Origin of the sequence: Paraburkholderia sp. MM5496-R1, from assembly GCF_050436205.1 — a bacterium.
In the GTDB taxonomy this organism is placed as follows: domain Bacteria; phylum Pseudomonadota; class Gammaproteobacteria; order Burkholderiales; family Burkholderiaceae; genus Paraburkholderia; species Paraburkholderia tuberum.
The window spans coordinates 829,943-851,757 of the sequence record NZ_JBNDLT010000002.1; the positions used below are offsets into that span (position 1 = coordinate 829,943).

At 64.4% G+C, this 21,815-nt stretch carries 22 protein-coding genes and 1 pseudogene; 8 read left to right on the forward strand and 15 right to left on the reverse strand.

The annotated features are described in order from the left end of the window. Nucleotides 1–18: 18 nt before the first annotated feature. The 8 genes and pseudogenes from OKW38_RS10645 to OKW38_RS10680 all read right to left on the reverse strand — a co-directional run bounded on the left by OKW38_RS10645 (nt 19) and on the right by OKW38_RS10680 (nt 6,244). Nucleotides 19–1,407, reverse strand: coding sequence for a replicative DNA helicase (locus tag OKW38_RS10645; protein ID WP_090804563.1), 1,389 nt, complete (start codon nt 1,405–1,407; stop codon nt 19–21). Nucleotides 1,408–1,576: 169 nt separating this feature from the next. Next, complete coding sequence (gene rplI, locus OKW38_RS10650; RefSeq protein ID WP_090804561.1) at nt 1,577–2,029, reverse strand: 50S ribosomal protein L9; 453 nt, start codon at nt 2,027–2,029, stop codon at nt 1,577–1,579. 27 nt (nt 2,030–2,056) lie between these two features. Then, nucleotides 2,057–2,332: a 30S ribosomal protein S18 gene (rpsR, locus tag OKW38_RS10655; protein ID WP_013588504.1), complete on the reverse strand. Its 276-nt coding sequence runs from the start codon at nt 2,330–2,332 to the stop codon at nt 2,057–2,059. A gap of 2 nt (nt 2,333–2,334) precedes the next feature. Beyond that, nucleotides 2,335–2,634: a primosomal replication protein N gene (priB, locus tag OKW38_RS10660; RefSeq protein WP_090804558.1), complete on the reverse strand. Its 300-nt coding sequence runs from the start codon at nt 2,632–2,634 to the stop codon at nt 2,335–2,337. A gap of 69 nt (nt 2,635–2,703) precedes the next feature. Then, the gene (rpsF, locus tag OKW38_RS10665) at nt 2,704–3,078 is read right to left on the reverse strand and encodes a 30S ribosomal protein S6 (protein WP_090804556.1); all 375 of its coding nucleotides are present in this window, start codon (nt 3,076–3,078) and stop codon (nt 2,704–2,706) included. Nucleotides 3,079–3,268: 190 nt separating this feature from the next. Next, the gene (locus OKW38_RS10670) at nt 3,269–4,291 is read right to left on the reverse strand and encodes an anti-sigma factor family protein (RefSeq protein WP_429361348.1); all 1,023 of its coding nucleotides are present in this window, start codon (nt 4,289–4,291) and stop codon (nt 3,269–3,271) included. Further along, on the reverse strand, nt 4,281–5,153 hold the full coding sequence (locus OKW38_RS10675; RefSeq protein ID WP_429361350.1) for an RNA polymerase sigma factor: 873 nt from the start codon (nt 5,151–5,153) through the stop codon (nt 4,281–4,283). Before OKW38_RS10675 ends, OKW38_RS10670 begins: the two co-directional genes overlap by 11 nt. Nucleotides 5,154–5,328: 175 nt before the next feature. Beyond that, nucleotides 5,329–6,244 (reverse strand): annotated as a pseudogene (locus OKW38_RS10680) (LysR substrate-binding domain-containing protein). A 172-nt stretch (nt 6,245–6,416) separates the two neighbouring features. Here OKW38_RS10680 and gcl point away from each other — a divergent pair. From gcl to OKW38_RS10695, 3 genes are all read left to right on the forward strand, one after another. Further along, nucleotides 6,417–8,192, forward strand: a complete 1,776-nt coding sequence (gene gcl, locus OKW38_RS10685) for a glyoxylate carboligase (RefSeq protein WP_187613692.1) — start codon at nt 6,417–6,419, stop codon at nt 8,190–8,192. Between the two features lie 138 nt (nt 8,193–8,330). Continuing rightward, nucleotides 8,331–9,140 carry a 2-oxo-tetronate isomerase gene (gene otnI, locus OKW38_RS10690; RefSeq protein ID WP_429361351.1) on the forward strand — a complete coding sequence of 270 codons (810 nt, stop codon included), beginning with the start codon at nt 8,331–8,333 and terminating at the stop codon, nt 9,138–9,140. A 72-nt stretch (nt 9,141–9,212) separates the two neighbouring features. Then, complete coding sequence (locus tag OKW38_RS10695) at nt 9,213–10,124, forward strand: 2-hydroxy-3-oxopropionate reductase (protein WP_429361353.1); 912 nt, start codon at nt 9,213–9,215, stop codon at nt 10,122–10,124. A gap of 259 nt (nt 10,125–10,383) precedes the next feature. Here OKW38_RS10695 and OKW38_RS10700 read toward each other — a convergent pair whose 3' ends face one another. The 6 genes from OKW38_RS10700 to OKW38_RS10725 all read right to left on the reverse strand — a co-directional run bounded on the left by OKW38_RS10700 (nt 10,384) and on the right by OKW38_RS10725 (nt 16,817). Further along, complete coding sequence (locus tag OKW38_RS10700; RefSeq protein WP_429361355.1) at nt 10,384–11,430, reverse strand: asparaginase; 1,047 nt, start codon at nt 11,428–11,430, stop codon at nt 10,384–10,386. A gap of 178 nt (nt 11,431–11,608) precedes the next feature. Continuing rightward, nucleotides 11,609–12,535 (reverse strand): CysB family HTH-type transcriptional regulator, encoded by a 927-nt coding sequence (locus OKW38_RS10705; RefSeq protein WP_090804544.1) that lies wholly within the window; start codon nt 12,533–12,535, stop codon nt 11,609–11,611. Between the two features lie 118 nt (nt 12,536–12,653). Next, nucleotides 12,654–13,712, reverse strand: coding sequence for a sulfate/molybdate ABC transporter ATP-binding protein (locus OKW38_RS10710; RefSeq protein WP_429361357.1), 1,059 nt, complete (start codon nt 13,710–13,712; stop codon nt 12,654–12,656). Continuing rightward, entirely contained in the window at nt 13,713–14,720 is a 1,008-nt protein-coding gene (gene cysW / locus OKW38_RS10715) for a sulfate ABC transporter permease subunit CysW (RefSeq protein ID WP_429361358.1), read from the reverse strand. Then, a complete protein-coding gene (gene cysT / locus OKW38_RS10720; protein WP_429361360.1) occupies nt 14,717–15,613 on the reverse strand; it encodes a sulfate ABC transporter permease subunit CysT in 897 nt (298 codons plus the stop codon). The genes cysW and cysT overlap by 4 nt, the downstream gene beginning before the upstream one ends. A gap of 157 nt (nt 15,614–15,770) precedes the next feature. Next, nucleotides 15,771–16,817 carry a sulfate ABC transporter substrate-binding protein gene (locus tag OKW38_RS10725; RefSeq protein ID WP_429336358.1) on the reverse strand — a complete coding sequence of 349 codons (1,047 nt, stop codon included), beginning with the start codon at nt 16,815–16,817 and terminating at the stop codon, nt 15,771–15,773. Between the two features lie 311 nt (nt 16,818–17,128). On the opposite strand from OKW38_RS10725, the gene lexA reads away from it, so the two are divergent. From lexA to OKW38_RS10740, 3 genes are all read left to right on the forward strand, one after another. Further along, nucleotides 17,129–17,779, forward strand: coding sequence for a transcriptional repressor LexA (gene lexA, locus OKW38_RS10730; RefSeq protein ID WP_026225415.1), 651 nt, complete (start codon nt 17,129–17,131; stop codon nt 17,777–17,779). Nucleotides 17,780–17,881: 102 nt separating this feature from the next. Then, nucleotides 17,882–18,226, forward strand: coding sequence for a hypothetical protein (locus OKW38_RS10735; protein ID WP_429361361.1), 345 nt, complete (start codon nt 17,882–17,884; stop codon nt 18,224–18,226). A 119-nt stretch (nt 18,227–18,345) separates the two neighbouring features. After that, nucleotides 18,346–18,963, forward strand: a complete 618-nt coding sequence (locus OKW38_RS10740) for a DUF2939 domain-containing protein (protein WP_090804533.1) — start codon at nt 18,346–18,348, stop codon at nt 18,961–18,963. A gap of 118 nt (nt 18,964–19,081) precedes the next feature. On the opposite strand, the gene OKW38_RS10745 is transcribed toward OKW38_RS10740, so the two are convergent. After that, nucleotides 19,082–19,549, reverse strand: a complete 468-nt coding sequence (locus OKW38_RS10745) for a universal stress protein (RefSeq protein WP_090804531.1) — start codon at nt 19,547–19,549, stop codon at nt 19,082–19,084. Nucleotides 19,550–19,968: 419 nt separating this feature from the next. Here OKW38_RS10745 and nodI point away from each other — a divergent pair, with 419 nt between their 5' ends. Together nodI and OKW38_RS10755 are read left to right on the forward strand one after the other, a co-directional pair. Further along, on the forward strand, nt 19,969–20,883 hold the full coding sequence (nodI, locus tag OKW38_RS10750; RefSeq protein ID WP_184063813.1) for a nodulation factor ABC transporter ATP-binding protein NodI: 915 nt from the start codon (nt 19,969–19,971) through the stop codon (nt 20,881–20,883). A gap of 19 nt (nt 20,884–20,902) precedes the next feature. After that, on the forward strand, nt 20,903–21,730 hold the full coding sequence (locus OKW38_RS10755; RefSeq protein WP_429361363.1) for an ABC transporter permease: 828 nt from the start codon (nt 20,903–20,905) through the stop codon (nt 21,728–21,730). Nucleotides 21,731–21,815: the final 85 nt, after the last annotated feature.

The window sequence follows — 21,815 nt, forward strand, 5'->3', positions numbered from 1 at the left end:
AGCCCCCGGCGCTTTGCGTCACTCGCCGCCGTAGAAGTTCTGCGCGCCCGCAAAATTGTCGAACTTCGTGTATTGGCCGTGGAACGTGAGCCGAACGGGACCGATCGGACCGTTCCGCTGCTTGCCGATGATGATCTCCGCAGTGCCCTTGTCGGGGCTGTCCGGGTTGTACACTTCGTCGCGGTAGATGAACAGGATCACGTCGGCGTCCTGTTCGATAGCGCCCGATTCGCGCAGGTCCGACATGATTGGCCGCTTGTTGGGCCGCTGCTCGAGACCGCGGTTCAGCTGCGACAACGCGATCACCGGCACGTCGAGCTCCTTCGCGAGGCTCTTCAACGAACGCGAGATTTCCGAGATTTCGGTCGCGCGGTTTTCGCCCGACGACGAGCCGCTCATCAGCTGCAGATAGTCGATGATGATCAGTCCGAGCTTGCCGCACTGGCGCGATAGCCGGCGCGCGCGCGAGCGCAGTTCCATCGGGTTCAGACCGCCGGTTTCGTCGATGAAGATCTGTGCCTCGCTCATTTTCTGCACCGCATGCGTGAGCTTCGGCCAATCCTCGTCGGTCAGACGCCCGGTTCGCATGCGATGCTGATCGAGCCGGCCGACCGAGCCCAGCATACGCATCGTGAGCTGCGTGCCCGGCATTTCCATCGAGAACACCGCGACGGGTAGTCCGTACTCGACCGCGACGTATTCGCCGACGTTCATCGAAAACGCCGTCTTACCCATCGACGGACGGCCCGCGACGATGATCAGCTCGCCGCCGTGCATGCCCGAGGTCATACGATCCAGATCGACGAAGCCGGTCGGCGTGCCGGTCACGTCGCTCGGATTGGCGGTGTGATAGAGCGTGTCGATCCGCTCGACCACCTGGGTCAGCAGCGGCCCGATCTCGAGAAAGCCCTGGGTGCCGCGCGCGCCGTCTTCGGCGATCGAGAACACCTTCGATTCCGCTTCGTCCAGCAATTGCCGGACTTCCTTGCCTTGCGGGTTGAACGCGTCGGCGGAGATTTCATCGGCGACGGACACGAGCCGGCGCAGCACCGCGCGGTCGCGCACGATTTCCGCATAGCGGCGGATGTTGGCCGCGCTCGGCGTGTTCTGCGCGAGCGCGTTCAGGTAAGCGAGGCCGCCGACCTCTTCCGCCTTGCCCGAGGTGCCGAGCGCTTCGTAGACGGTGACCACGTCGGCCGGCCGCGTGGCCGCAATCAGCTTGCCGATGTGCTCGAAGATGATGCGGTGGTCGTAGCGGTAGAAGTCGCTTTGCGCGAGGAAGTCGGCGATGCGGTCCCAGGCCGCGTTATCGAGCAGCAGGCCGCCCAGCACCGATTGCTCGGCTTCGATCGAATGCGGCGGGACTTTCAGCGACTCGAGTTGGGGATCTTTGGACGGTGCGTTCATGGGGAGGAATTATCGGGCAATCCGGCGACGGCTGCGAGCGGAAAAAACGCAAATACGGGGATATCCGAGAGATAGTCGGGCACAAAAAAAGCAGGGGCCGGTTTCCCGGCCCCTGCTCTTCACCAGCAATACGCTGGCTGATCCTGCCTGATGCTTAGATGCGGTCGGCTTAGACGTGCTCGCCGATCACGGCCACCGTCACATCGACGAGAACGTCGGTGTGCAGCGAAACCTGAACCGGGTGCTCGCCAACCATCTTCAGCGGGCCTTCCGGCAGACGCACTTGCGCCTTTTCCACTGCGAAGCCTTGCTTGCCGAGCGCTTCGGCGATGTCAGCGTTCGTCACCGAGCCGAACAGACGGCCGTCGACGCCAGCCTTCTGTTTGATCTGAACGGTCTGGCCTGCCAGCTTTTCGCCTTGAGCCTGAGCGGCTGCCAGCTTTTCAGCGGCGTGCTTTTCGAGTTCTGCGCGGCGCACTTCGAATTCAGCGAGGGCTTCCTTCGTTGCACGGCGAGCTTTCTTGTTCGGGATCAGGAAGTTACGTGCGTAACCGTCCTTGACCTTCACGATGTCGCCGAGGTTACCCAGATTGACGACTTTTTCCAGAAGAATGATTTGCATTCGGATGCTCCTTATCGCGTCGTCGGGTTAGGCCTTGTGCTGGTCGGTGTACGGCACCAGCGCGAGGAAACGTGCGCGCTTGATAGCCGTGTCCAGCTGGCGTTGATAATGCGCCTTGGTACCCGTGAGACGTGCCGGCGTGATCTTGCCGTTCTCGCCGATGAAGTCCTTCAGCGTTTCGATGTCTTTGTAGTCGATGTACTCGACGCCAGCAGCCGTGAAACGGCAGAACTTCTTGCGCTTGAAGAGCGGGTTCTGTTGCTGACGACGCTTGTCGAATTTCTTACCAGTCGGGCGGGGCATGATTAGTCCTTTCCAATGTCCTGCAATGCTGTGATGTGAAATACCAGAGTTCGCGCGTTACGGTGCTTTTTAGCCAGAAAACCTGTGAAGAGCGTTTCGACGCCCATCTGACAGTTTTCGAGCTTACCGCTCGCTTCGCCCGCGGCGACCGCCTGCATGGTCAGTTCGACCTGACGGGCAATGCCCGCCTCGACGACTTCCGTGCGGTGGTACAACGTGCAGCTGGCAATCGGAACGCCGGCGGGGGTGTACCGCACCGGTTCGCGTTCGACGACGCTCGCCGTAAGTTGCAGCCGGTTCATGTACCTGTTTATGTCTTCGTGTACGTGAGCGGAGCGACGCTGCGTGTCTGGCAGCTTAAATAATGAGTCTTAAGCCTGCGCTTCGGTCGGCTGAGCTGCTGCCGACTTCTTGGCTTCTTCGCGCTGCACTTCCTTCATCATCGGCGACGGGCCGGTTTCGGCCTTCTTCATCTTGACGATGAGGTGACGCAGAACGGCGTCGTTGAACTTGAATGCGTGTTCCAGCTCGTCGAGCGTGGTCTGGTCGCACTCGATGTTCATGCAGACGTAGTGAGCCTTCGCGAGTTTCTCGATCATGTAGGCCAGTTGGCGACGGCCCCAGTCTTCGACGCGGTGGATCTGACCACCGTGCGACGTGATCGTGCCCTTGTAACGCTCGATCATGGCGGGCACCTGCTCGCTTTGATCGGGATGCACGATAAAGACGATTTCGTAATGACGCATTACACACTCCTTGTGCTGACTTTTGGATAGAAGCCGCCCGGGCGTCGGAACCGGTGCGGCAAGTGAGAAGCCCAAGAGTCTAACCCGAATGGGGACGGGTTGCAAGGAATTCCGCCGATTCGGCGGCGGAATCGGATGTGTTTTCAAGACCTTAGGGTGGGGGTCGCGGAAGTCGGGCCGTCCTTGCCCCTCAACCCGCTTCCGTGCGCTGGCTGCCGCTCTGCAAACGCGCTCTGAGCGCCGCTTCGAGTCCCTTGAGCGCATCGGGTGCGGCGTCCGAGATCGCCCACCAGGTCATGCCCGCCGCGTCCCAGTGCGCGATCGAATAGCCGTCGTGGGCGAGCGATGCCGGCGCCGCGCCGTCAATGCCATGCGTCGTGGACTGCGGAAACACATACACGTCGATCACGTGCTTGCCGTAGCGGTACACGAGCACCGCGACCCGCTGGTGCGCGAGGTAGTCGAGCCGGCCCCCCTCCAGCGCGAAGCCGGCCGCCGCGAGGTCCTCGACCGGCGGCGAATAGTCGAGCCGACCGTTGAACCATGGCTTGACCGTGTGACGGTCGGTCGAAATTACGTCGATGTCGCGGCCGGAAACCTGCGCGCGCACATGGCTTTCGATGAGTTCGTCGGTGAATGGCGTGAATTCGGCGGGACGGCGCAGCGTCAGCGTCAGCGTCAGGACAGCGGTGGCCACACACAGCGCGATCACGAGCACCGCGAGACCGCCGCGCGCGACCACGCGGTTGGCGCCGCCGGCGGCATGCGGTCCGTTGACGCCGATTAGCCGGCCGCGTGAATCGCCCGAGCGACCCGGACCGCTGAAGCCACTGAGCCACCGGTCGAGCCACGCGGGCCGCCGCGCCCAACGACGCTGACGCTGAGGTTCGTACGTCGCCATGTCGGTCATTCCGGCGCTAGCGCTGCCGGTAGACTCCTCCTCCGCATCTTCAGGCGCCGCCGTCGTGGCCAACCCCGCAGTTCCTCCCTCGACCGCGCCGGGCAAGCCCGCCACGATCCGCGCCCGCAACGACTGCGGCGCCCGATGATACGGCCCCGCGCGCAGCGCGCCGCTCAGCGCGCGCAGGTTGTCGCTCGCGCGCCGGCAGTCGTCGCAGCTCTCGATATGCTGCTGGACCCGGCGCGCATCGGGTGCCGGCAGTTCGTGATCGGCATTCGCCTCGAGGAGCGGCCGAGCTTCGTTACAGTCCATCCGGCGTCTCCTGAGCGGGGTCGGCGGCAGCGCCGGGAATGTTGAGGGGCCGGCCGTCGGCAAACGCCCGGAGTTGCGTCACTGTTGCGGTGGCGGGCACGACCGCCGATGATGCCGCGCGGCCGTCGCCGGAACTTCGCGGTGGCCGGTCGGACGCCGCGCAGGGCGTGGACGACCCCGAGGGCGCGACTGCCGCCGACTGCACGACTCGCCCGGACTGCGCCCCCTGCTCCAGCGGCGCTTGCGTCGACCCGCGCCGGTCACCCTGCCCGCCTTTGCGCCCCCCGCCAACCGACCTCCCCCCGCCTCGCTGCTGCGCCATCAATACCTCCGCCAGCTTGCGCCGCCCACGCGCGAGCCGCGACATCACCGTACCGATCGGCACATCGGCCACCACCGCGATGTCCCGATATCCCATGTCCTCGAGCTCGCGCAAGATCAGCACCTCGCGATACTCGACCGGCAAACGCGCCAACGCGTCGTGTACCTGGCGTGCATCCTCGTCGCGGATCAGCAGCGTCTGGGGATCGTCGCCGCCCGCGCTCCAGCCGTCGAGGGTCGCGTCGTCCATCGTTTCGTCGAATTCGAGCCTGTCGTGCGACGGCGCGCGACGGCGCCATTCCGTGTACCAGGTGCGGCGCACGATCGCGAGCAGCCACGGCCGCGCAGAGTCGCCGCGAAACGTATCGAAGAAGCGGAACGCGCGCATGAATGCTTCCTGCACGACGTCCTCGGCATCGTTCGGATTGCCGCACAGCCAGCGCGCGAGGTTGTACGCGGCGTCGAGATGCGGCAACGCCAGTTGCTGGAAGCGGCGGCTTTTCGCTGCATCGGCATCGGCGTCTGAATCGGTCTGGACCACGTGGGCCCCTCCAAGGGCATGGCGGCTGCGTCGTGCGGGTCGCTGTTGCGCGTCCCGCGTAGTGTCGTTCCTGACGTGTCTTTCACAGCAGAACTGGCCATCGACCGAGTTTATTCCCGACTCAGGCGAGCATTCGCAAGAAAGACCGCGATCGCCTGCGCGCCCCGCTCGCCAGCTAGTACGATGGCCGGTTCCAGTAGTCGTCGCTCGCGTACACGTCTTTCAGATAGTCGATGAAATAGCGCACGCGCGCCGGCACGAAGCGCTGCTGCGGATAGACCGCAAGAATGTCGTAATCGGGCAGCGCATATTCGTCGAGCACGGTTTCGAGCTCGCCGCGCGCGAGCTGCCGCTGGATTTCCCACGTCGAACGCCAGCCGAGTCCGAGCCCCTCCGAAACCCAGCGATGCAGCAGTTCGCCATCGTTGCAGTCGAGCGAGCCGCCCACCCGCACCGTCGCGAGCTTGCCGTTGCGGCGGAAATACCAGCCGCGGTTCTGCCCGCCTTGCAGATTGAACGCGAGACAGTTGTGGGCCGGCAGATCCTCGAGCGTCTTCGGCTTACCGTGACGGCGAAAATAGTCGGGCGTACCGCACACCACGCGCCGGTTCGACGCGAGCTTCACCGCGACGAAGTTCGGATCGACGGCGCCGCCGATGCGGATCGACAGATCGTAGCCCTCGCGCACCAGATCGACGACCCGGTCGGTCAGATTGAACGACATCTGCAACTCGGGTTTGTCGCGCAGAAATGCAGGCGCGAGCGGCGCGACGTGCTTACGCCCGAACGCGGCGGGCGCCGACACGATCAGATGGCCGTTCACCGCGCGGCGCCCCGCGCTCAGTTCGTTTTCCGCCTGATCCCATTCGCTGAGAAGCCCCGCGGCAGCGTTCGAGAAACGCGGCGCCGTCCTCGCTGACGACGAGCCGCCGTGTCGTGCGATACATCAGCTTCACGCCGAGGCGCTTCTCGAGCGCATCGATGCGCCGCCCGAGAATCACCGGCGACACCCCTTCCTCCAGCGCCGCCGCCGCGAGACTGCCCGCATCGGCGACCCGCACGAAGGTTTCGATCTGTTTGAAGCGGTCCATGTTCGTCTCCCACCTCTCTCTTGCCGGGCTGATGCCGGCCGTGCGCCGGGCTTCACGTCATTCCATACTTTTTGTTTCGGAATAAGCGACCCGGACTGATCTTATCAAACCTTTGGCGCAGGCCTACAGTGTCCCTCAACCGACGTAATTCCCCGACCTTGAGGAGACATTCATGGCCAAAATGAGAGCCGTCGACGCCGCCGTTCTGGTGCTCGAAAAAGAAGGCATCGATACCGCGTTCGGCGTGCCGGGCGCCGCGATCAACCCGTTCTACTCGGCGATGCGCAAAGCCGGCGGCATCAGCCACGTGCTCGCGCGCCATGTGGAGGGCGCATCGCACATGGCCGAGGGCTACACCCGCGCGCAGCCGGGCAACATCGGCGTGTGCATCGGCACCTCGGGCCCCGCCGGCACCGACATGATCACCGGTTTGTACTCCGCGCAGGCCGACTCGATTCCTATTCTGGCTATCACAGGCCAGGCGCCGCGCGCGCGTCTGTACAAGGAAGACTTCCAGGCCGTCGATATCGAATCGATCGCCAAGCCCGTCACCAAGTGGGCCGTGACCGTGCGCGAGCCGGCGCTGGTGCCGCGTGTGTTTCAGCAGGCGTTCCATCTGATGCGCTCGGGCCGCCCGGGCCCGGTGCTGGTCGATCTGCCGATCGACGTGCAGCTCGCCGAAATCGAATTCGACATCGACACTTACGAACCGCTGCCGGTCTACAAGCCGAAGGCGACCCGCAAGCAGATCGAAGCCGCGCTCACGCTGCTCAACGATGCCGACAAGCCGTTGATCGTGTCGGGCGGCGGCGTACTGAACGCCGTGGCCGAAGACCTGCTCGTGAAGTTCGCCGAAACGCTCGGCGTGCCGGTGATCCCAACGCTGATGTCGTGGGGCGCGATTCCCGACGACCATCCGCTGATGGCCGGCATGGTCGGTCTGCAGACCTCGCATCGCTATGGCAACGCGACGATGCTCGCGTCCGACTTCGTGCTCGGCATCGGCAACCGCTGGGCCAACCGTCACACCGGCAGCGTCGATGTCTATACGAAGGGGCGCAAGTTCGTGCACGTCGATATCGAACCGACGCAGATCGGCCGCGTGTTCGGCCCGGATCTCGGCATCGTGTCGGACGCGAAGGCCGCGCTCGAACTGTTCGTCGAAGTGGCCAGCGAATGGAAGGCCGCGGGCAAGCTGAAGGATCGCGCCGCGTGGGTTGCCGATTGCCAGCAACGCAAGCGCACGATGCTGCGCAAGACGCACTTCGACAACGTGCCGATGAAGCCGCAGCGCGTCTACGAAGAGATGAACCAGGTGTTCGGCCGCGATACCTGCTACGTAAGCACGATCGGTTTATCGCAGATCGCCGCCGCGCAATTCCTGCACGTCTACAAGGCGCGCAACTGGATCAACTGCGGCCAGGCCGGCCCGCTCGGCTGGACGATTCCGGCGGCGCTCGGCGTGCGCGCGGCCGACCCGCAACGGCCGATCGTCGCGCTGTCCGGCGACTACGACTTCCAGTTCATGATCGAGGAGCTTGCGGCCGGCGCGCAATTCAAGCTGCCGTACGTGCATGTCGTCGTGAACAACTCGTACCTCGGACTGATTCGCCAGGCGCAGCGCGCGTTCGAAATGGACTACTGCGTGCAGCTCGGCTTCGAGAACATCAACTCGCCGGAGATGAACGGCTATGGCGTCGATCACGTCGCCGTCGCCGAAGGTCTCGGCTGCAAGGCGATTCGCGTGTTCAAGCCGGAAGAGCTGAAGCCGGCGCTGCAAAAAGCGCAGTCGATGCTCGCCGAGTTCAACGTGCCGGTGATCGTCGAAGTGATTCTCGAACGCGTGACCAACATCTCGATGGGCACCGAGATCGACGCGATCAACGAGTTCGAGGAACTCGCGGAAAAGCGCGAGGACGCGCCGACGGCGATCAGCCTGCTCGATTGAGCGTTGCGTCTTCGCGGTATTCGCGGTATTCGCAGCATTCAGCGCGCTCGATGCGCGAGGGCGGAGCCCATGCTCCGCGCCCTCGCCTCATCACGACCGGCGCGCCACTCCCTGACCGACCTGAGAGACAAAAGCACCATGCCTAAATTCGCAGCGAACCTGACGATGCTGTTCAACGAAGTGCCGTTCCTCGACCGTTTCGCGGCAGCGGCCAACGCCGGCTTTCATGCCGTCGAATTCCTGTTTCCCTATCCGTATTCGATCGCCGAATTGAGCGCACGTCTGCAACAGAACCGCCTCAAGCTGGTGCTGCACAACCTGCCGGCCGGCAACTGGGAAGCCGGCGAACGCGGCATCGCGTGCCTGCCCGATCGGGTCGCCGAGTTTCAGGAAGGCGTGGGCCGCGCGATCGAATACGCAAGCGCGCTGAAGGTGCCGCAACTGAACTGCCTCGTCGGCATTCCGGGCGCGAACGTCGACGCCGACACCGCCCGCGCAACGATCGTCGACAACCTGCGCTTTGCCGCGCGCGAACTCAAGAAGGCCGGCATCCGGCTGCTCGTCGAGCCATGCAACTCGTACGACATTCCGGGCTTCGCGCTGAACCGTTCGCGCGATGGACTCGACGTGATTCGCGAGGTCGGCTCGGACAATCTGTTCCTGCAATACGACATCTATCACATGCAGCGGATGGAAGGCGAACTCGCGGCGACGATCGAAAAGAACCTCGCGCAGATCGCGCATATCCAGCTCGCGGACAACCCCGGGCGGCACGAACCGGGCACCGGCGAGATCAACTATCCGTATCTGTTCGCGCTGCTCGACTCGCTCGGCTACGACGGCTACGTCGGTTGCGAATACAAGCCGCGCACGACGACCGATGCCGGCCTCGGCTGGGTGCAAAGCGTGGCAGGTCAGGCGCGCGGCGCGGCGCATGCGGCGGCTTGAGGCGCCTTGGGGTTCCTGATGGAACCCTGCAGCCTCAACGCACGCCCCCTATCAACCTGGAGATTCACACACATGGCAAAGATCGGCTTCATCGGACTCGGCATCATGGGCGCGCACATGGCGCGCAACCTCATCAAGGGCGGTCACTCGCTGTTCGTGAACGGCGCGTATCCGGTACCGGACGACATCGCGAAGAGCACCAGCGTGGTCGCCAGTTCGACCGCGGTCGCGCAGGCCGCCGAGATCGTCATCATCATGGTGCCGGACACGCCGGACGTCGCCAACGTGCTGTTCGCCGACGACGGCGTCGCCGCTGGCCTCACCAAAGGCAAGCTCGTCATCGACATGAGCTCGATCTCGCCGCTCGACACCCAGGCGTTCGCGAAGAAGATCAACGCGCTCGGCGTCGACTATCTCGATGCGCCGGTGTCGGGCGGCGAAATCGGCGCGCGGGATGCGTCGCTGACGATCATGGTCGGCGGTCCCGAGAAAGCCTTTGCGCTGGCCAAGCCGTTGTTCGAGCTGATGGGCAAGAACATCTCGCTGATCGGCGACAACGGCGCGGGTCAGACCTGCAAGGTCGCGAACCAGATCATCGTCGCGCTGAACATCGAAGCGGTCGCGGAAGCGCTGCTGTTCGCGTCGCGCTCGGGCGCCGACCCAGAGCGGGTGCGGCGCGCGCTGATGGGCGGCTTCGCGTCGTCGCGGATTCTCGAAGTGCATGGCGAGCGCATGACGAAGCGCAGGTTCAATCCGGGTTTCCGGATCGAGTTGCATCAGAAGGACTTGAATCTCGCGCTCGATGGCGCGCGTAAGCTCGGCATCGCGCTGCCGCATACCGCGAGCGCGCAGCAACTGTTCAGCGTCTGCGCCGCGAACGGCGGCAAGGCGTGGGATCACTCGGCGATGGTGCGCGCGCTCGAAATCATGGCGAATCATGAGGTCGCGCAGGCGCCGGACAGTGAAGAAGCGAAGGCGGCTTGAAGTCTTCGTGCTTCCTCTTCAGTTCAGCTCGCCGTTGATTCCGCCGGTTGCCGCTTCGGCATCGGCGAGCTCACGGTGAACACAGGTGGGGCGCCCGTTCGTTGCACGGCAGCTTGGGTTGCCGGCGCGGCGCAACGGGCAAATCGCGCCGCTCTGGGCTGAGAGCGGCAAGTGGGGTCCGCAGCGGCACCCGTCGGTGACGGGGAAGCCTTGGTCGGTCAGACGTCGTCGTCGGGTGTCCGGCTGTCGGATTCGCCAATCAATACGTATCGAACACCTTCTGCAACGCCGCCGGCGCAGTGTGGCCCGCGGCCAGCGCCAGCATCAGCAGCACCCTCGCCTTGTACGGATTCAGCGAACCCGCGCTGACGAAACCGAGCGCATCGTCGGCCGCCGCGCCGTTGCGCATCACATGCCCCGAACCCACGCGCGACGAGCGCACCACCGCCACGCCGCGCAACGCGGCATCCGCCAGTGCCTGTTGCAACGACTGGTGGATCGAGCCATTGCCCGTTCCCGCCACGACGATGCCGCGCACATCCGCGGCCACCAGCGCATCGATGGCGATCCGCGACACGCCCGCATAGCTCGTGACGATCTCCACCTGCGGCCACGCCGCATCGATTGCGAATTCGCTCGCGACCGTATGCGCGCGCACCACGCCGCGCTGGAACTCGACGCGGCCATCCTGCACCCAGCCGAGCGCGCCGATTTCGGGCGACTGGAACGCATCGACCGCATAGGTGCTCGTTTTCACGACGTCGCGCGCGCTGTGAATCCGGTTGTTGAACGCAACCAGCACGCCCTGCCCGCGTGCCGCCGCGTGCGCGGCGACCGTCACCGCATTTAGCAGGTTCAGCGGACCGTCGGCGGAGAGCGCCGACGCTGGGCGCATCGCCGCAGTCAGCACGACCGGCTTGTCCGACTTGACGGTCAGATGCAGCAGGTAGGCGGTTTCCTCGAGTGTATCGGTGCCGTGCGTGACCACCACGCCGTCTACGTCGTCCGTCGCGAGCAGCGTGTTGATGCGTTGTGCGAGTGTGGTCCACAGCGGCAGCGACATGTCCTTGCTGTCGACGCTGGCGATCTGCTCGGGCGCGATTCGCGCGACCGTAGACAACGCCGGCACCGCCGCGAGCAGTTGATCGACGCCGACGACGCCCGCCTGATAGCCCGACGTATTGGCCGCATCCGGGGCCGCGCCGGCGATCGTGCCGCCGGTCGCGAGCACCGCGATGCGCGGCAGCGTCGGCGCGGTGCTATGGCCGGGGGAAATCGGGAGAGAGGGAGAAGTCGAGGTATTCATGGCGGCGATTGTAAGCGATGCGCTTCGCGTCGCCATGCGTGGAAGACCGGACGCCGGTTCGGCTTGCGCGAGCGTGCGCAACGCGCGAGCGGGCTTAAATCTCATGCGGTGCCCAATTGCACTCATCACCACACGTATTGACGACGGGTGCAAGTCCCACCCTAAGCTGCTCGCAGCCCTAAGCCGCCTCGCGCAACTGCGCCGCGATGTCCGCCTCGCTCAACTGCGGCGCGAACATCTCGATCAACCGATAGGCGTACGCGCGCAGGAACGCGCCCTTGCGCAAGCCGACACGCGTCGTGCTCGCCTCGAACAGATGCTGCGTGTCGAGCGCGACGAGTTCGCTGTCGCGCTTCGGGTCGTAGGCCATTGCCGCGACCACGCCGATGCCCATGCCGAGTTCGACGTAGGTCTTGATCACGTCGGCGTCGATCGCGGTCAGCACGACGTCGGGCAACGCACCCGCTTTCGCGAACGCCTGATCGATATGCGAGCGGCCGGTGAAGTCCTGGTCGTAGGTGACGATCGGGAATTCGGCGATCTCGTCGAGCGTCAGATTCGCTCGGCCGACGAGCGGATGATCCTTCGGCACCACCACGACGTGATGCCACGAATAGCACGGGAACGTGACGATGTCGGGAAAACGGTCGAGCGCCTCGGTCGAGATGCCGATATCCGCCTCGCCGTTGATGATCATCTGCGCGATCTGCTGCGGGCTGCCCTGGCGCAGCGCCAGATGCACTTTCGGGAACACCGACGTGAACTGCCGAATCACCTTCGGCAATGCGTAGCGTGCCTGCGTGTGGGTGGTCGCGACGACGAGGTGGCCGCTGTCCTGATCCGCGTACTGACGCGCGACGCGGCGCAGATTCTCCGCATCGAGCAGCATCCGCTCGATCAACTGATGCACGGCCTTGCCCGGTTCGGTGAGCCCGGTCAGACGCTTGCCGCGGCGGATGAAGATGTCGACCCCGAGTTCGTCCTCGAGATCCTTGATCTGCTTCGATACGCCCGACTGCGACGTGTAGAGCACGTTCGCCACTTCGGTCAGGTTCATGTTCTGCCGCACGGCTTCGCGCACGAAGCGCAATTGCTGGAAATTCATCGTTGTGTCTCCGGTTCTGCCAGAGTTGAGTTATTGGAGCCGCACATGCCAGGCGATCCACGCGATACGGCTGATACGTTCTCTCCTGTCCACAGCGCCGCACAGCGGCGGCGCCGTCTCACTGCGCAGGAAACACCCGCAGCGCGCGCGGCACCGCGGTCACGCCGTCGCCGACCGCGAGTTGCAGATCACGCCACGTTTCGCGATCGAGTTCGGCTTCGAGCAGATTGCCCTCGCGACCGGCGAGCTCGACGCGCACCGAACCGCCGAGCGTCACCACGCGCCGCACGTCGACGACAATGCCCTCGCGATGCCCCGCCGCCTGCGGATACAACTGCAGATCGTGCGGCCGCACATAGGCGAACGCCGGGCCCCTAAAACCCGCCGCGATCGCGACCGGCAGCGCCGCGCCATCGACGACGAAGCCTTGCGCATCGACGCTGCCGTGCAGACGGTTCGCCGCGCCGAGAAACTCGTAGACGAACGGCGTCTGCGGATGGTCGTACACCTCCTGTGGGCTGCCGACCTGCTCGACATGCCCGCGATTGAGCACGACGATGCGGTCCGCCACTTCGAGCGCTTCTTCCTGATCGTGCGTGACGAAGATCGTCGAAATATGCAGATCGTCGTGCAGGCGACGCAACCAGCTGCGCAGTTCCTTGCGCACCTTCGCGTCGAGCGCGCCGAACGGCTCGTCGAGCAACAGCACCTTCGGCTCCACGGCCAACGCACGTGCGAGCGCGATGCGCTGGCGCTGGCCGCCGGACAGCTCCGACGGATAGCGCTGCGCGAGCCAGTCGAGCTGCACGAGCTTCAGCAACTCATGCACCTTCTCACGAATCACCTTCTCCGACGGACGCTCCTTGCGCGGCTTCACGCGCAGCCCGAACGCGACGTTTTCGAACACCGTCATATGCCGGAACAGCGCGTAGTGCTGGAACACGAAACCCACCTCGCGCTCACGCGCGCCGAGCGCCGCGACATCCTGGCCTTGCAGCTCGACCCGGCCGCCGTCCGCGTATTCGAGGCCGGCGATCACACGCAGCAACGTCGTCTTGCCGCAACCCGACGGCCCGAGCAGCGCGACGAGTTCGCCCGGCGGAAAGTCGAGCGACACGTTGTCGAGCGCGACGAAATCGCCGAAGCGCTTTTGCAGGTTACGAACGGTGATACCCATTTACAGCTCTCCTTGCTTGAGCGGATGTCGCTGCGACGCAGGCGTGGCGTTGACGAAAACCGAATGAGAAGCGGACTGCGCGCTATTGGCCTGCGAAGCGCCGGACGGCGACACGGGCCCCGCATACGCAGGCACTTCGCGCGCCGCCGCCAGTTCCGCCGACATATGACGCTCGGCCAGCAGCTTGAGCCCCAGCGTGACCAGCGCCAGCAGCGCGAGCAGCGAGGCCACGGCGAACGCGGCCGAGAAGTTGTACTCGTTGTAGAGGATTTCGACGTGCAGCGGCATCGTGTCGGTCTGCCCGCGAATATGGCCCGACACGACCGACACCGCGCCGAACTCGCCCATTGCGCGCGCATTGCACAGAATCACGCCGTACAGCAGACCCCACTTGACGTTCGGCAGCGTGACGCGACGGAACGTCTGCCAGCCCGATGCGCCGAGCACGTGCGCGGCTTCTTCCTCGTCGTTGCCCTGCGCCTGCATCAGCGGAATCAGCTCGCGCGCGACGAACGGGAACGTGACGAAGATCGTCGCGAGCACGATGCCCGGCACCGCGAAGATGATCTGCACGTTGTGATCTTCGAGCCACGGGCCGAACCAGCCCTGCGCGCCGAACATCAGCACGTAGATCAGACCGGAGATCACCGGCGACACCGAAAACGGCAGATCGATCAACGTGGTCAGCAGCGCCTTGCCGCGGAATTCGAACTTCGCGATACACCACGACGCCGCAAGGCCGAACACGAGGTTCAGCGGCACTGCGATCGCCGCGGTGAGCAGCGTCAGTTTGATCGCCGACAGCGCATCCGGATCGGCGAGCGCTTCGAAGTAAAAACGCAGCCCCTTGTTCAGCGCCTGGTAGAACACCGCGGCGAGCGGCACGGCCAGAAACAGCGCGAGAAACAGCAGTGCGAGGCCGATCAGCAGCCAGCGCACGAGCGCCGGCTCGCTGACCGGATCGGGGCGACGCGCCACGCTCGCGGGGTGGGTCGGAACGCGGCTCATTGCACACCTCCACCAATAGCGGCGACGCTCGTGGCCACTGGCGTTGATCCCGTCTTGCCGCGGCTCGTGCGCCGCTGCAGATACCACTGCAGCGTGTTGATCGACAGCAGCATCAGGAACGACACGACCAGCATCACGACCGCGAGCGCCGTCGCGCCCGCATAGTCGTATTGCTCGAGCTTCGTGATGATCAGGAGCGACGTGATCTCCGACTTCATCGGCACATTGCCGGCGATGAAGATGACCGAGCCGTATTCGCCGAGCGCGCGCGCAAACGCGAGTGCGAAGCCGGTCAGCAGCGCCGGCAACACGGCCGGCAGCACGACGCGACGAAACGTGAGCCAGCGCGACGCGCCGAGACACGCGGCCGCCTCCTCCTGCTCGCGCTCGAACTCCTCGAGCACCGGTTGCACGGTGCGCACGACGAACGGCAGGCCGATGAACGTCAGCGCGACCAGCACGCCCGCCGGCGTGAACGCGATCTTGATGCCGAGCGGCGCGAGGAACTGGCCGATCCAGCCGTTGCCCGCATACACGGCCGCGAGCGAAATGCCCGCCACCGAGGTGGGCAACGCGAACGGCAGATCGACGACGGCATCGACGATACGCTTGAACGGAAACGTGTAGCGCACCAGCACCCACGCGACGAGAAAGCCGAACACCGCGTTGATCAGCGCGCCGCCTAGCGCCGAGAAAAACGTCAGCCGATACGACGCGAGCACACGCGGCGACGTGACCGCGCGCACGAACTGATCCCAGTCGAGCGTCGCGGTTTTCAGAAAGGTCGCCGCCAATGGAATCAGCACCACGAGGCTCAGATAAGCCACCGTGATGCCGAGTGTCAGGCCAAAACCGGGCAATGCGCTCGGCTTGCGGAAGGTCAACGTGGTCATGCTGGATACTCGTTCGTGGTTGATGCTCGCGCGGTTGTTCGTTTTGCCGTGCTGCCGTACTGCGGTACCGCCGCACTGCTGGCCACCGGACCCCGGTTAGCCGAGCGCGCCCATTGGGCGCGCCTTTTTCCCCTGGCTGTGATTCAGGCGGTGGTTCTTACTGCGGCTGATAAATCGAATCGAACACGCCGCCGTCCGCGAAATGGGTCTTCTGCGCGTTGGTCCAACCGCCGAACGAATCGTCGATCGTGTACAGCTTCAGCTTCGGAAACTTCGCGGTCAGATCGGCGGGCACCTTGCTGGAACGCGGACGATAGAAATTGCGCGCGGCGATCTCCTGACCTTGCTCGCTATACAGGAAGTTCAGATACGCCTCGGCCAGCTTGCGCGTGCCGTGTTTGTCGACGACCTTGTCGACCACCGCGACCGGCGGCTCGGCCAGAATGCTCACCGACGGCACCACGATCTCGAACTTGTCCGGACCAAACTCCTTCAGCGCCAGGAACGCCTCGTTTTCCCACGCGATCAGCACGTCGCCGATACCGCGCTGCACGAAGCTCGTGGTCGCGCCGCGCGCGCCCGAATCGAGCACGCCGGCGTTCCTGTACAGCTTGCCGACGAACTCCCTGGCCTTCTGGTCGTTGCCGCCCGGTTGATGCTCGGCGTACGCCCACGCGGCCAGGTAGTTCCAGCGCGCGCCGCCCGAGGTCTTCGGATTCGGCGTCACGATTGACACGCCCGGCTTCACCAGATCGTCCCAATCCTTGATGTGCTTCGGGTTGCCCTTGCGCACCAGAAACACGATCGTCGACGTGTACGGCGATGCGTTGTCCGGCAGACGCTTTTGCCAGTTCCTGTCGACGAGCCCCTTGTTCGCGAGCGCGTCGATGTCATAGGCGAGCGCAAGCGTCACGACGTCGGCCTGCAGTCCGTCGAGCACCGAGCGAGCCTGCGCGCCCGAGCCGCCGTGCGACTGCTTGAAGGTGACGGCTTCGCCGGTCCTGGCCTTCCATTCCTTGCCGAATGCCTGATTGATGTCCTGATACAGCTCGCGCGTCGGATCGTAGGACACGTTTAACAGCGTGGTGTCGGCGTGCGCGACGCCGCTCGCGCCCAACATGCCGAACGCACCCGCGGCGCCGACGGCGAGCGCCGCGATCAGTTTTCCGGTTCGAGCCGCAAGCCCCATATGCCGATGGTTCATTTCAATTTTTCTCCGCGTGATGGTCCGCTGATGAGCGTCTGGTGTTGTTCTGCGTCGCGGCCACGTGCACATGAGCGCCAACCGGAGGCCAGTCTATCGAAGCGCTTTCATTATTAAAAATAATGTTTCTTCATTTTTTAATACTCAAAAGTGGTAACGACAGATGCGCCGGCTGCTGGGACGCCGACAACGCCGTCATGTCGCCGATAAACGACGCCCCAGCGCGACCCTTGGGACGAACTTAAAGTAAAGCTTGAAATGCGCCGAATACTGTATAAAAATACAGTCACCTGTTCATACATACAGTGGCCATGACAAAACTCACCGCACGACAGCAGCAGGTTTTCGATCTGATCCGCCGCGCGATCGAACGCACCGGCTTTCCGCCCACTCGCGCGGAAATTGCCGCCGAACTCGGGTTCAGCTCGGCCAATTCCGCGGAAGAGCATCTGCGCGCGCTGGCGCGCAAGGGCGTGATCGAACTCGCGGCCGGCGCGTCGCGCGGCATCCGCCTGCTGTCCGGGCAGGAGGACGCGCCGTATCAGTTCACCCTGCCGCATGCGGGCCTGATGCAGTTGTCGTTGCCGCTGATCGGCCGGGTCGCGGCGGGTAGCCCGATCCTCGCGCAGGAACATATCTCGCAGCACTACGCGTGTGACCCGGCGCTGTTCTCGAGCAAGCCCGACTACCTGCTGAAGGTGCGCGGCCTGTCGATGCGCGACGCGGGCATTCTCGACGGCGACCTGCTCGCGGTGCAAAAGCGCACCGAAGCGAAGGACGGCCAGATCATCATTGCGCGGCTTGGCGACGACGTGACGGTCAAGCGTCTGAAGCGCCGGCCGAACGGCATCGAACTGATCGCCGAAAACCCCGATTACGACAACATCTTCGTGGAAACCGGCAGCGCCGATTTCGCGCTCGAAGGGATCGCGGTCGGGCTGATCCGCCCCAGCGAGTTCTGATCTGTCGCTGTCGCCAGAACGCTTGCGCCGGTTTGTCCGACCCAAGCCGCATTTACGCCTGCATCTATGCCCGCATCTACGCCGAATCGCCTGGAGAGACTCATGGAACGCCTTGCCCGCCTGTTGCCCTTTCGCCAGTTCGGCCGTCTGCGCCATCTGCGCAAGCTCACGCCCTGCGCGCTAATCGAGGCGCCCGCTGCGCGCACGCCGTCGCTGTTCGACGCGGTTGCCGAAGCTTCCGGTCTGCCGTCGTCGTTGCCGGCGTTCGCGCGCGTGTCGCTGAATTCGGCGCTGAACATCGTTGAGCCCGCGCGTCGCGCGCCGGTGCGGGTCTATCATGGACCGTCGCGACTGATCATGGTCGGCACGGTCGACGCCGTATGCCGTATGATCGATCGCTGCATAGCCGACGAAGCCAACGTGCACGGCGCGGTGTTCGAAGCCTGAGCGAATCCTGAGTACGCATGCAACAAGCACTTCGGATGTTCAGAGATTCGTGTGGGATGGGATCGTTCCGACCTCGCCGTGCTCGACGTTAGATCATCACTGACGTGGAGTCCCATTCGATGACAATTCGGAAACGCATACAGGGCAGCGCCACCCGGCCGCTGCTGATCACGCTGATCGTGGTGATCGTGATTGCCGCGCTGGGCTTTATTTATGCGTCACCGTATCTCGCGGTGAACAATCTCAAACGCGCCGCCGATGCGCGTGACGTGCAAACCGTCAATCAGTACGTGGACTTTCCCGCGCTACGCGATAGCCTGAAGCAACAGGTGGGCGCCATGCTGACACGCCGGCTCGAGGCGGATGCCGGCAACAAGATGGCCACGATCGGCGCGGTGATCGGCGTGACGCTGATCGGCCCGCTCGTCGATGCCTATGCGACACCCGACGGCGTCGCGGCGCTGCTGAACGGCATGCCGCCGCGTGGCACGCCGGGCGAGCAACCGTCCGCGCCGCCAGCCGCGGGCGGCGAAGCGCCGGCCGCACCAGCCGCGGGCGACACCACCACGCAGGCCAGCGCACCGCCGCCCGGGCGTCAAAGCACGGCCGGCTATCGCAGTCTCAACGAGTTTGTCGTCACGTACCGGCGTGGCGAAGGTAACGCGAACTATTCGGCAATCTTTCGTCGCGAAGGTCTGGTCACGTGGAAGCTCGCGGCGATCAATCTGAACGAGTGAGATCGAAGCCTGGCCGGATGGGATGCGTGGCTGGCCATCGGGGCCGGCCACGCGACAGGGTCTATTCAAATCTGGGCTCGATGACGGGGCGCGCGGCTTCGCGTCCCTCACTAGCCCATTACGCCGCAGCCGCCTGCTGCTGCTCCTGCGCGGACGAGCACGCCACCAGAATGCTGCACGACACGCGGTCGAGCAGCGGCGTGTTGCCCGCCCCCATCCACCACCGTGACAAACCAGTCCGGCAGCGATGACCCACCACCACGAGGTCGACCTGCAACTCGTTGGCAAGATTGGCGATCTCGTCGATCGGATGACCGAATGCGAAATGCCCTTGCGCGCTCACGCCTCGCTCGGTCAGCCAGTTCACGCCCTCCTGCAGAATCTCGCGGGCCGTTTTTTCGAAGCTGCTGCACGCGACGTCCGTCAACAGGCCCGCGCTCTGCGCGATGCTCGAACGCATGTCGACGACCGACAGCAGATGCGTTTCTGCCTTCAGTTCCAACGCCAGATCGGCACCGCAACGCAGGGCTTTCCGGCCTTCGCGCGAGCCGTCGTAGCACAACAGGATTTTCTGGTAGCTCGCCATCTGTTTTCTCCATTCGCGCGGAAAGCGCGGTCTGAATCAATCATGGTGCGCCGCAATTCGGCTTGCAAGGGATGGAAAACGCTAAGTGCATACTCGGTGCATGCCGATCCAGTCTGCACAAGCGTTGGGCGACCCGACGCAGCGTTTGCACGCGTATGCCGCAATGCAAAACTTCGTTTGCGAACGCTGCGTCGACACACTGCGGGCCGGTTGACGTGCCAGTCGTGCCACCGCCAATCAGCGGCGCCAATCGACACCGACGAGCGCATCGCACACCACGCATGACGCGTTCCCGGACACCCGCTCGCATCAGCGATCCGATACCTGGAGTAAGCGGCTTCGCGTGCGCAATGCGTGCATCGCAGGTATGTTGTGTCTTGCGCGTACGTTGTGTCTTTTTCCGGAGCCTTGCTCGAGCCATGCCCACCGCCCCCATCGAATTCCATCAGGTCAGGAAAAGCTACGGCGAAAAAACGGTCGTCGACGGATTGTCGTTTCATGTGAACACCGGCGAATGCTTCGGGCTGCTCGGCCCCAACGGCGCCGGTAAGACCACGACATTGCGCATGCTGCTCGGCATTGCGGCGCCCGACGCCGGCGCGATCCGGCTGTGCGACGAGCCGATCCCGGGCCGCGCGCGCCTCGCGCGCTCGCGCGTCGGCGTGGTGCCGCAGTTCGACAACCTCGATCCCGATTTCACGGTGCGCGAAAATCTGCTCGTATTCGGTCGCTACTTCGGTCTGAGCGCCGCGCAGTGTCGCGCGGCGGTGCCGGGTCTGCTCGAATTCGCTCGCCTCGAGAACAAGGCGGACGCGCGCGTGAGCGAACTGTCGGGCGGCATGAAGCGGCGCCTCACGCTCGCGCGCGCGCTGATCAACGATCCCGACGTGCTGATCATGGACGAGCCGACCACCGGTCTCGATCCGCAAGCGCGCCATCTGATCTGGGAGCGGCTGCGCTCGCTGCTCGCGCGCGGCAAGACCATTCTGCTGACCACGCACTTCATGGAAGAAGCCGAACGGCTCTGTCATCGACTGTGCGTGATCGAGGAAGGCCGCAAGATCGCCGAAGGCGCGCCGCGCGAGTTGATCGAGTCCGAAATCGGCTGCGACGTGATCGAGATCTACGGCCCCGATCCGTTTGCGTTGCGCGACGAACTCGCGCCGCTCGCCGAGCGCACCGAGATCAGCGGCGAGACGCTGTTCTGTTACGTGAACGACGCGCAGCCCGTGCATATGCGCCTCAAGCAGCGCGCCGATTTGCGCTATCTGCATCGGCCGGCGAATCTCGAGGATGTGTTTCTGCGGCTCACCGGTCGCGAAATGCAGGACTGAATCCATAGCGAGACACTTGATGGACGCACGTACTTACGAAACCCACGACGGCACGCCATCGGCGCAAGAACCGTTCGGTGCCTTCCCCGCCAATGCCACGAACTGGATCGCGGTGTGGCGCCGCAATTACCTGGTGTGGAAAAAGCTCGCGATCGCGTCGATGTTCGGCAACTTCGCCGATCCGATGATCTATCTGTTCGGTCTCGGCCTCGGGCTCGGGCTGATGGTCGGGCACGTCGACGGCGTGTCGTATATCTCGTTCCTCGCGGCGGGCACGGTGCCGTCGAGCGTGATGATGTCGGCGAGCTTCGAGTCGATGTATTCGGGCTTTTCGCGCATGCACGTGCAGCGCACGTGGGAAGCGATCATGCATACGCCGCTCACGCTCGGCGATATCGTGCTCGGCGAGGTGGTGTGGGCCGCCAGCAAATCGGTGTTGTCGGGTGTGGCGATCATGCTGGTGGCGGGCGCGCTCGGCTATGCGAGTTTTCCGTCGATGCTGCTCGCGCTGCCGGTCATCGTGCTGGCCGGTCTCGCGTTCGCGAGCCTCGCGATGATCGTGACGGCGCTCGCGCCGTCATACGACTTTTTCATGTTCTATCAGACGCTCGTGCTCACGCCGATGCTGCTGCTCTCCGGCGTGTTCTTTCCGATCTCGCAACTGCCCGGCGCCGCGCAAGCGGTGACTGCCGCACTGCCGCTCGCCAATGCGGTCGACCTGATGCGCCCGGCGATGCTCGGTCGGCCGATGGAGCACGCGGCGCTCCATGTGAGCGTGCTGGCCGCTTATGCGATCGGCGGCTTCATCGTGTCGGCGATCCTGCTTCGGCGTCGCATGATGAAGTAAGCCGAACGCGCGGGCGGCGCGTTGCGCCTGCACCCGCGCAAGACGACGCCGCGTCGGTCGTCGCACGGCGTGTTTGCTATCGTTG

What these genes read in the sequence shown, in the direction of transcription:
- OKW38_RS10645 (WP_090804563.1), bottom strand. Translation starts at nt 1,407, where the DNA reads ATGAACGCACCGTCCAAAGATCCCCAACTCGAGTCGCTGAAAGTCCCG.
- rplI (WP_090804561.1), bottom strand. Translation starts at nt 2,029, where the DNA reads ATGCAAATCATTCTTCTGGAAAAAGTCGTCAATCTGGGTAACCTCGGC.
- rpsR (WP_013588504.1), bottom strand. Translation starts at nt 2,332, where the DNA reads ATGCCCCGCCCGACTGGTAAGAAATTCGACAAGCGTCGTCAGCAACAG.
- priB (WP_090804558.1), bottom strand. Translation starts at nt 2,634, where the DNA reads ATGAACCGGCTGCAACTTACGGCGAGCGTCGTCGAACGCGAACCGGTG.
- rpsF (WP_090804556.1), bottom strand. Translation starts at nt 3,078, where the DNA reads ATGCGTCATTACGAAATCGTCTTTATCGTGCATCCCGATCAAAGCGAG.
- OKW38_RS10670 (WP_429361348.1), bottom strand. Translation starts at nt 4,291, where the DNA reads ATGGACTGTAACGAAGCTCGGCCGCTCCTCGAGGCGAATGCCGATCAC.
- gcl (WP_187613692.1), top strand. Translation starts at nt 6,417, where the DNA reads ATGGCCAAAATGAGAGCCGTCGACGCCGCCGTTCTGGTGCTCGAAAAA.
- otnI (WP_429361351.1), top strand. Translation starts at nt 8,331, where the DNA reads ATGCCTAAATTCGCAGCGAACCTGACGATGCTGTTCAACGAAGTGCCG.
- OKW38_RS10695 (WP_429361353.1), top strand. Translation starts at nt 9,213, where the DNA reads ATGGCAAAGATCGGCTTCATCGGACTCGGCATCATGGGCGCGCACATG.
- OKW38_RS10700 (WP_429361355.1), bottom strand. Translation starts at nt 11,430, where the DNA reads ATGAATACCTCGACTTCTCCCTCTCTCCCGATTTCCCCCGGCCATAGC.
- OKW38_RS10705 (WP_090804544.1), bottom strand. Translation starts at nt 12,535, where the DNA reads ATGAATTTCCAGCAATTGCGCTTCGTGCGCGAAGCCGTGCGGCAGAAC.
- OKW38_RS10710 (WP_429361357.1), bottom strand. Translation starts at nt 13,712, where the DNA reads ATGGGTATCACCGTTCGTAACCTGCAAAAGCGCTTCGGCGATTTCGTC.
- cysW (WP_429361358.1), bottom strand. Translation starts at nt 14,720, where the DNA reads ATGAGCCGCGTTCCGACCCACCCCGCGAGCGTGGCGCGTCGCCCCGAT.
- cysT (WP_429361360.1), bottom strand. Translation starts at nt 15,613, where the DNA reads ATGACCACGTTGACCTTCCGCAAGCCGAGCGCATTGCCCGGTTTTGGC.
- OKW38_RS10725 (WP_429336358.1), bottom strand. Translation starts at nt 16,817, where the DNA reads ATGAACCATCGGCATATGGGGCTTGCGGCTCGAACCGGAAAACTGATC.
- lexA (WP_026225415.1), top strand. Translation starts at nt 17,129, where the DNA reads ATGACAAAACTCACCGCACGACAGCAGCAGGTTTTCGATCTGATCCGC.
- OKW38_RS10735 (WP_429361361.1), top strand. Translation starts at nt 17,882, where the DNA reads ATGGAACGCCTTGCCCGCCTGTTGCCCTTTCGCCAGTTCGGCCGTCTG.
- OKW38_RS10740 (WP_090804533.1), top strand. Translation starts at nt 18,346, where the DNA reads ATGACAATTCGGAAACGCATACAGGGCAGCGCCACCCGGCCGCTGCTG.
- OKW38_RS10745 (WP_090804531.1), bottom strand. Translation starts at nt 19,549, where the DNA reads ATGGCGAGCTACCAGAAAATCCTGTTGTGCTACGACGGCTCGCGCGAA.
- nodI (WP_184063813.1), top strand. Translation starts at nt 19,969, where the DNA reads ATGCCCACCGCCCCCATCGAATTCCATCAGGTCAGGAAAAGCTACGGC.
- OKW38_RS10755 (WP_429361363.1), top strand. Translation starts at nt 20,903, where the DNA reads ATGGACGCACGTACTTACGAAACCCACGACGGCACGCCATCGGCGCAA.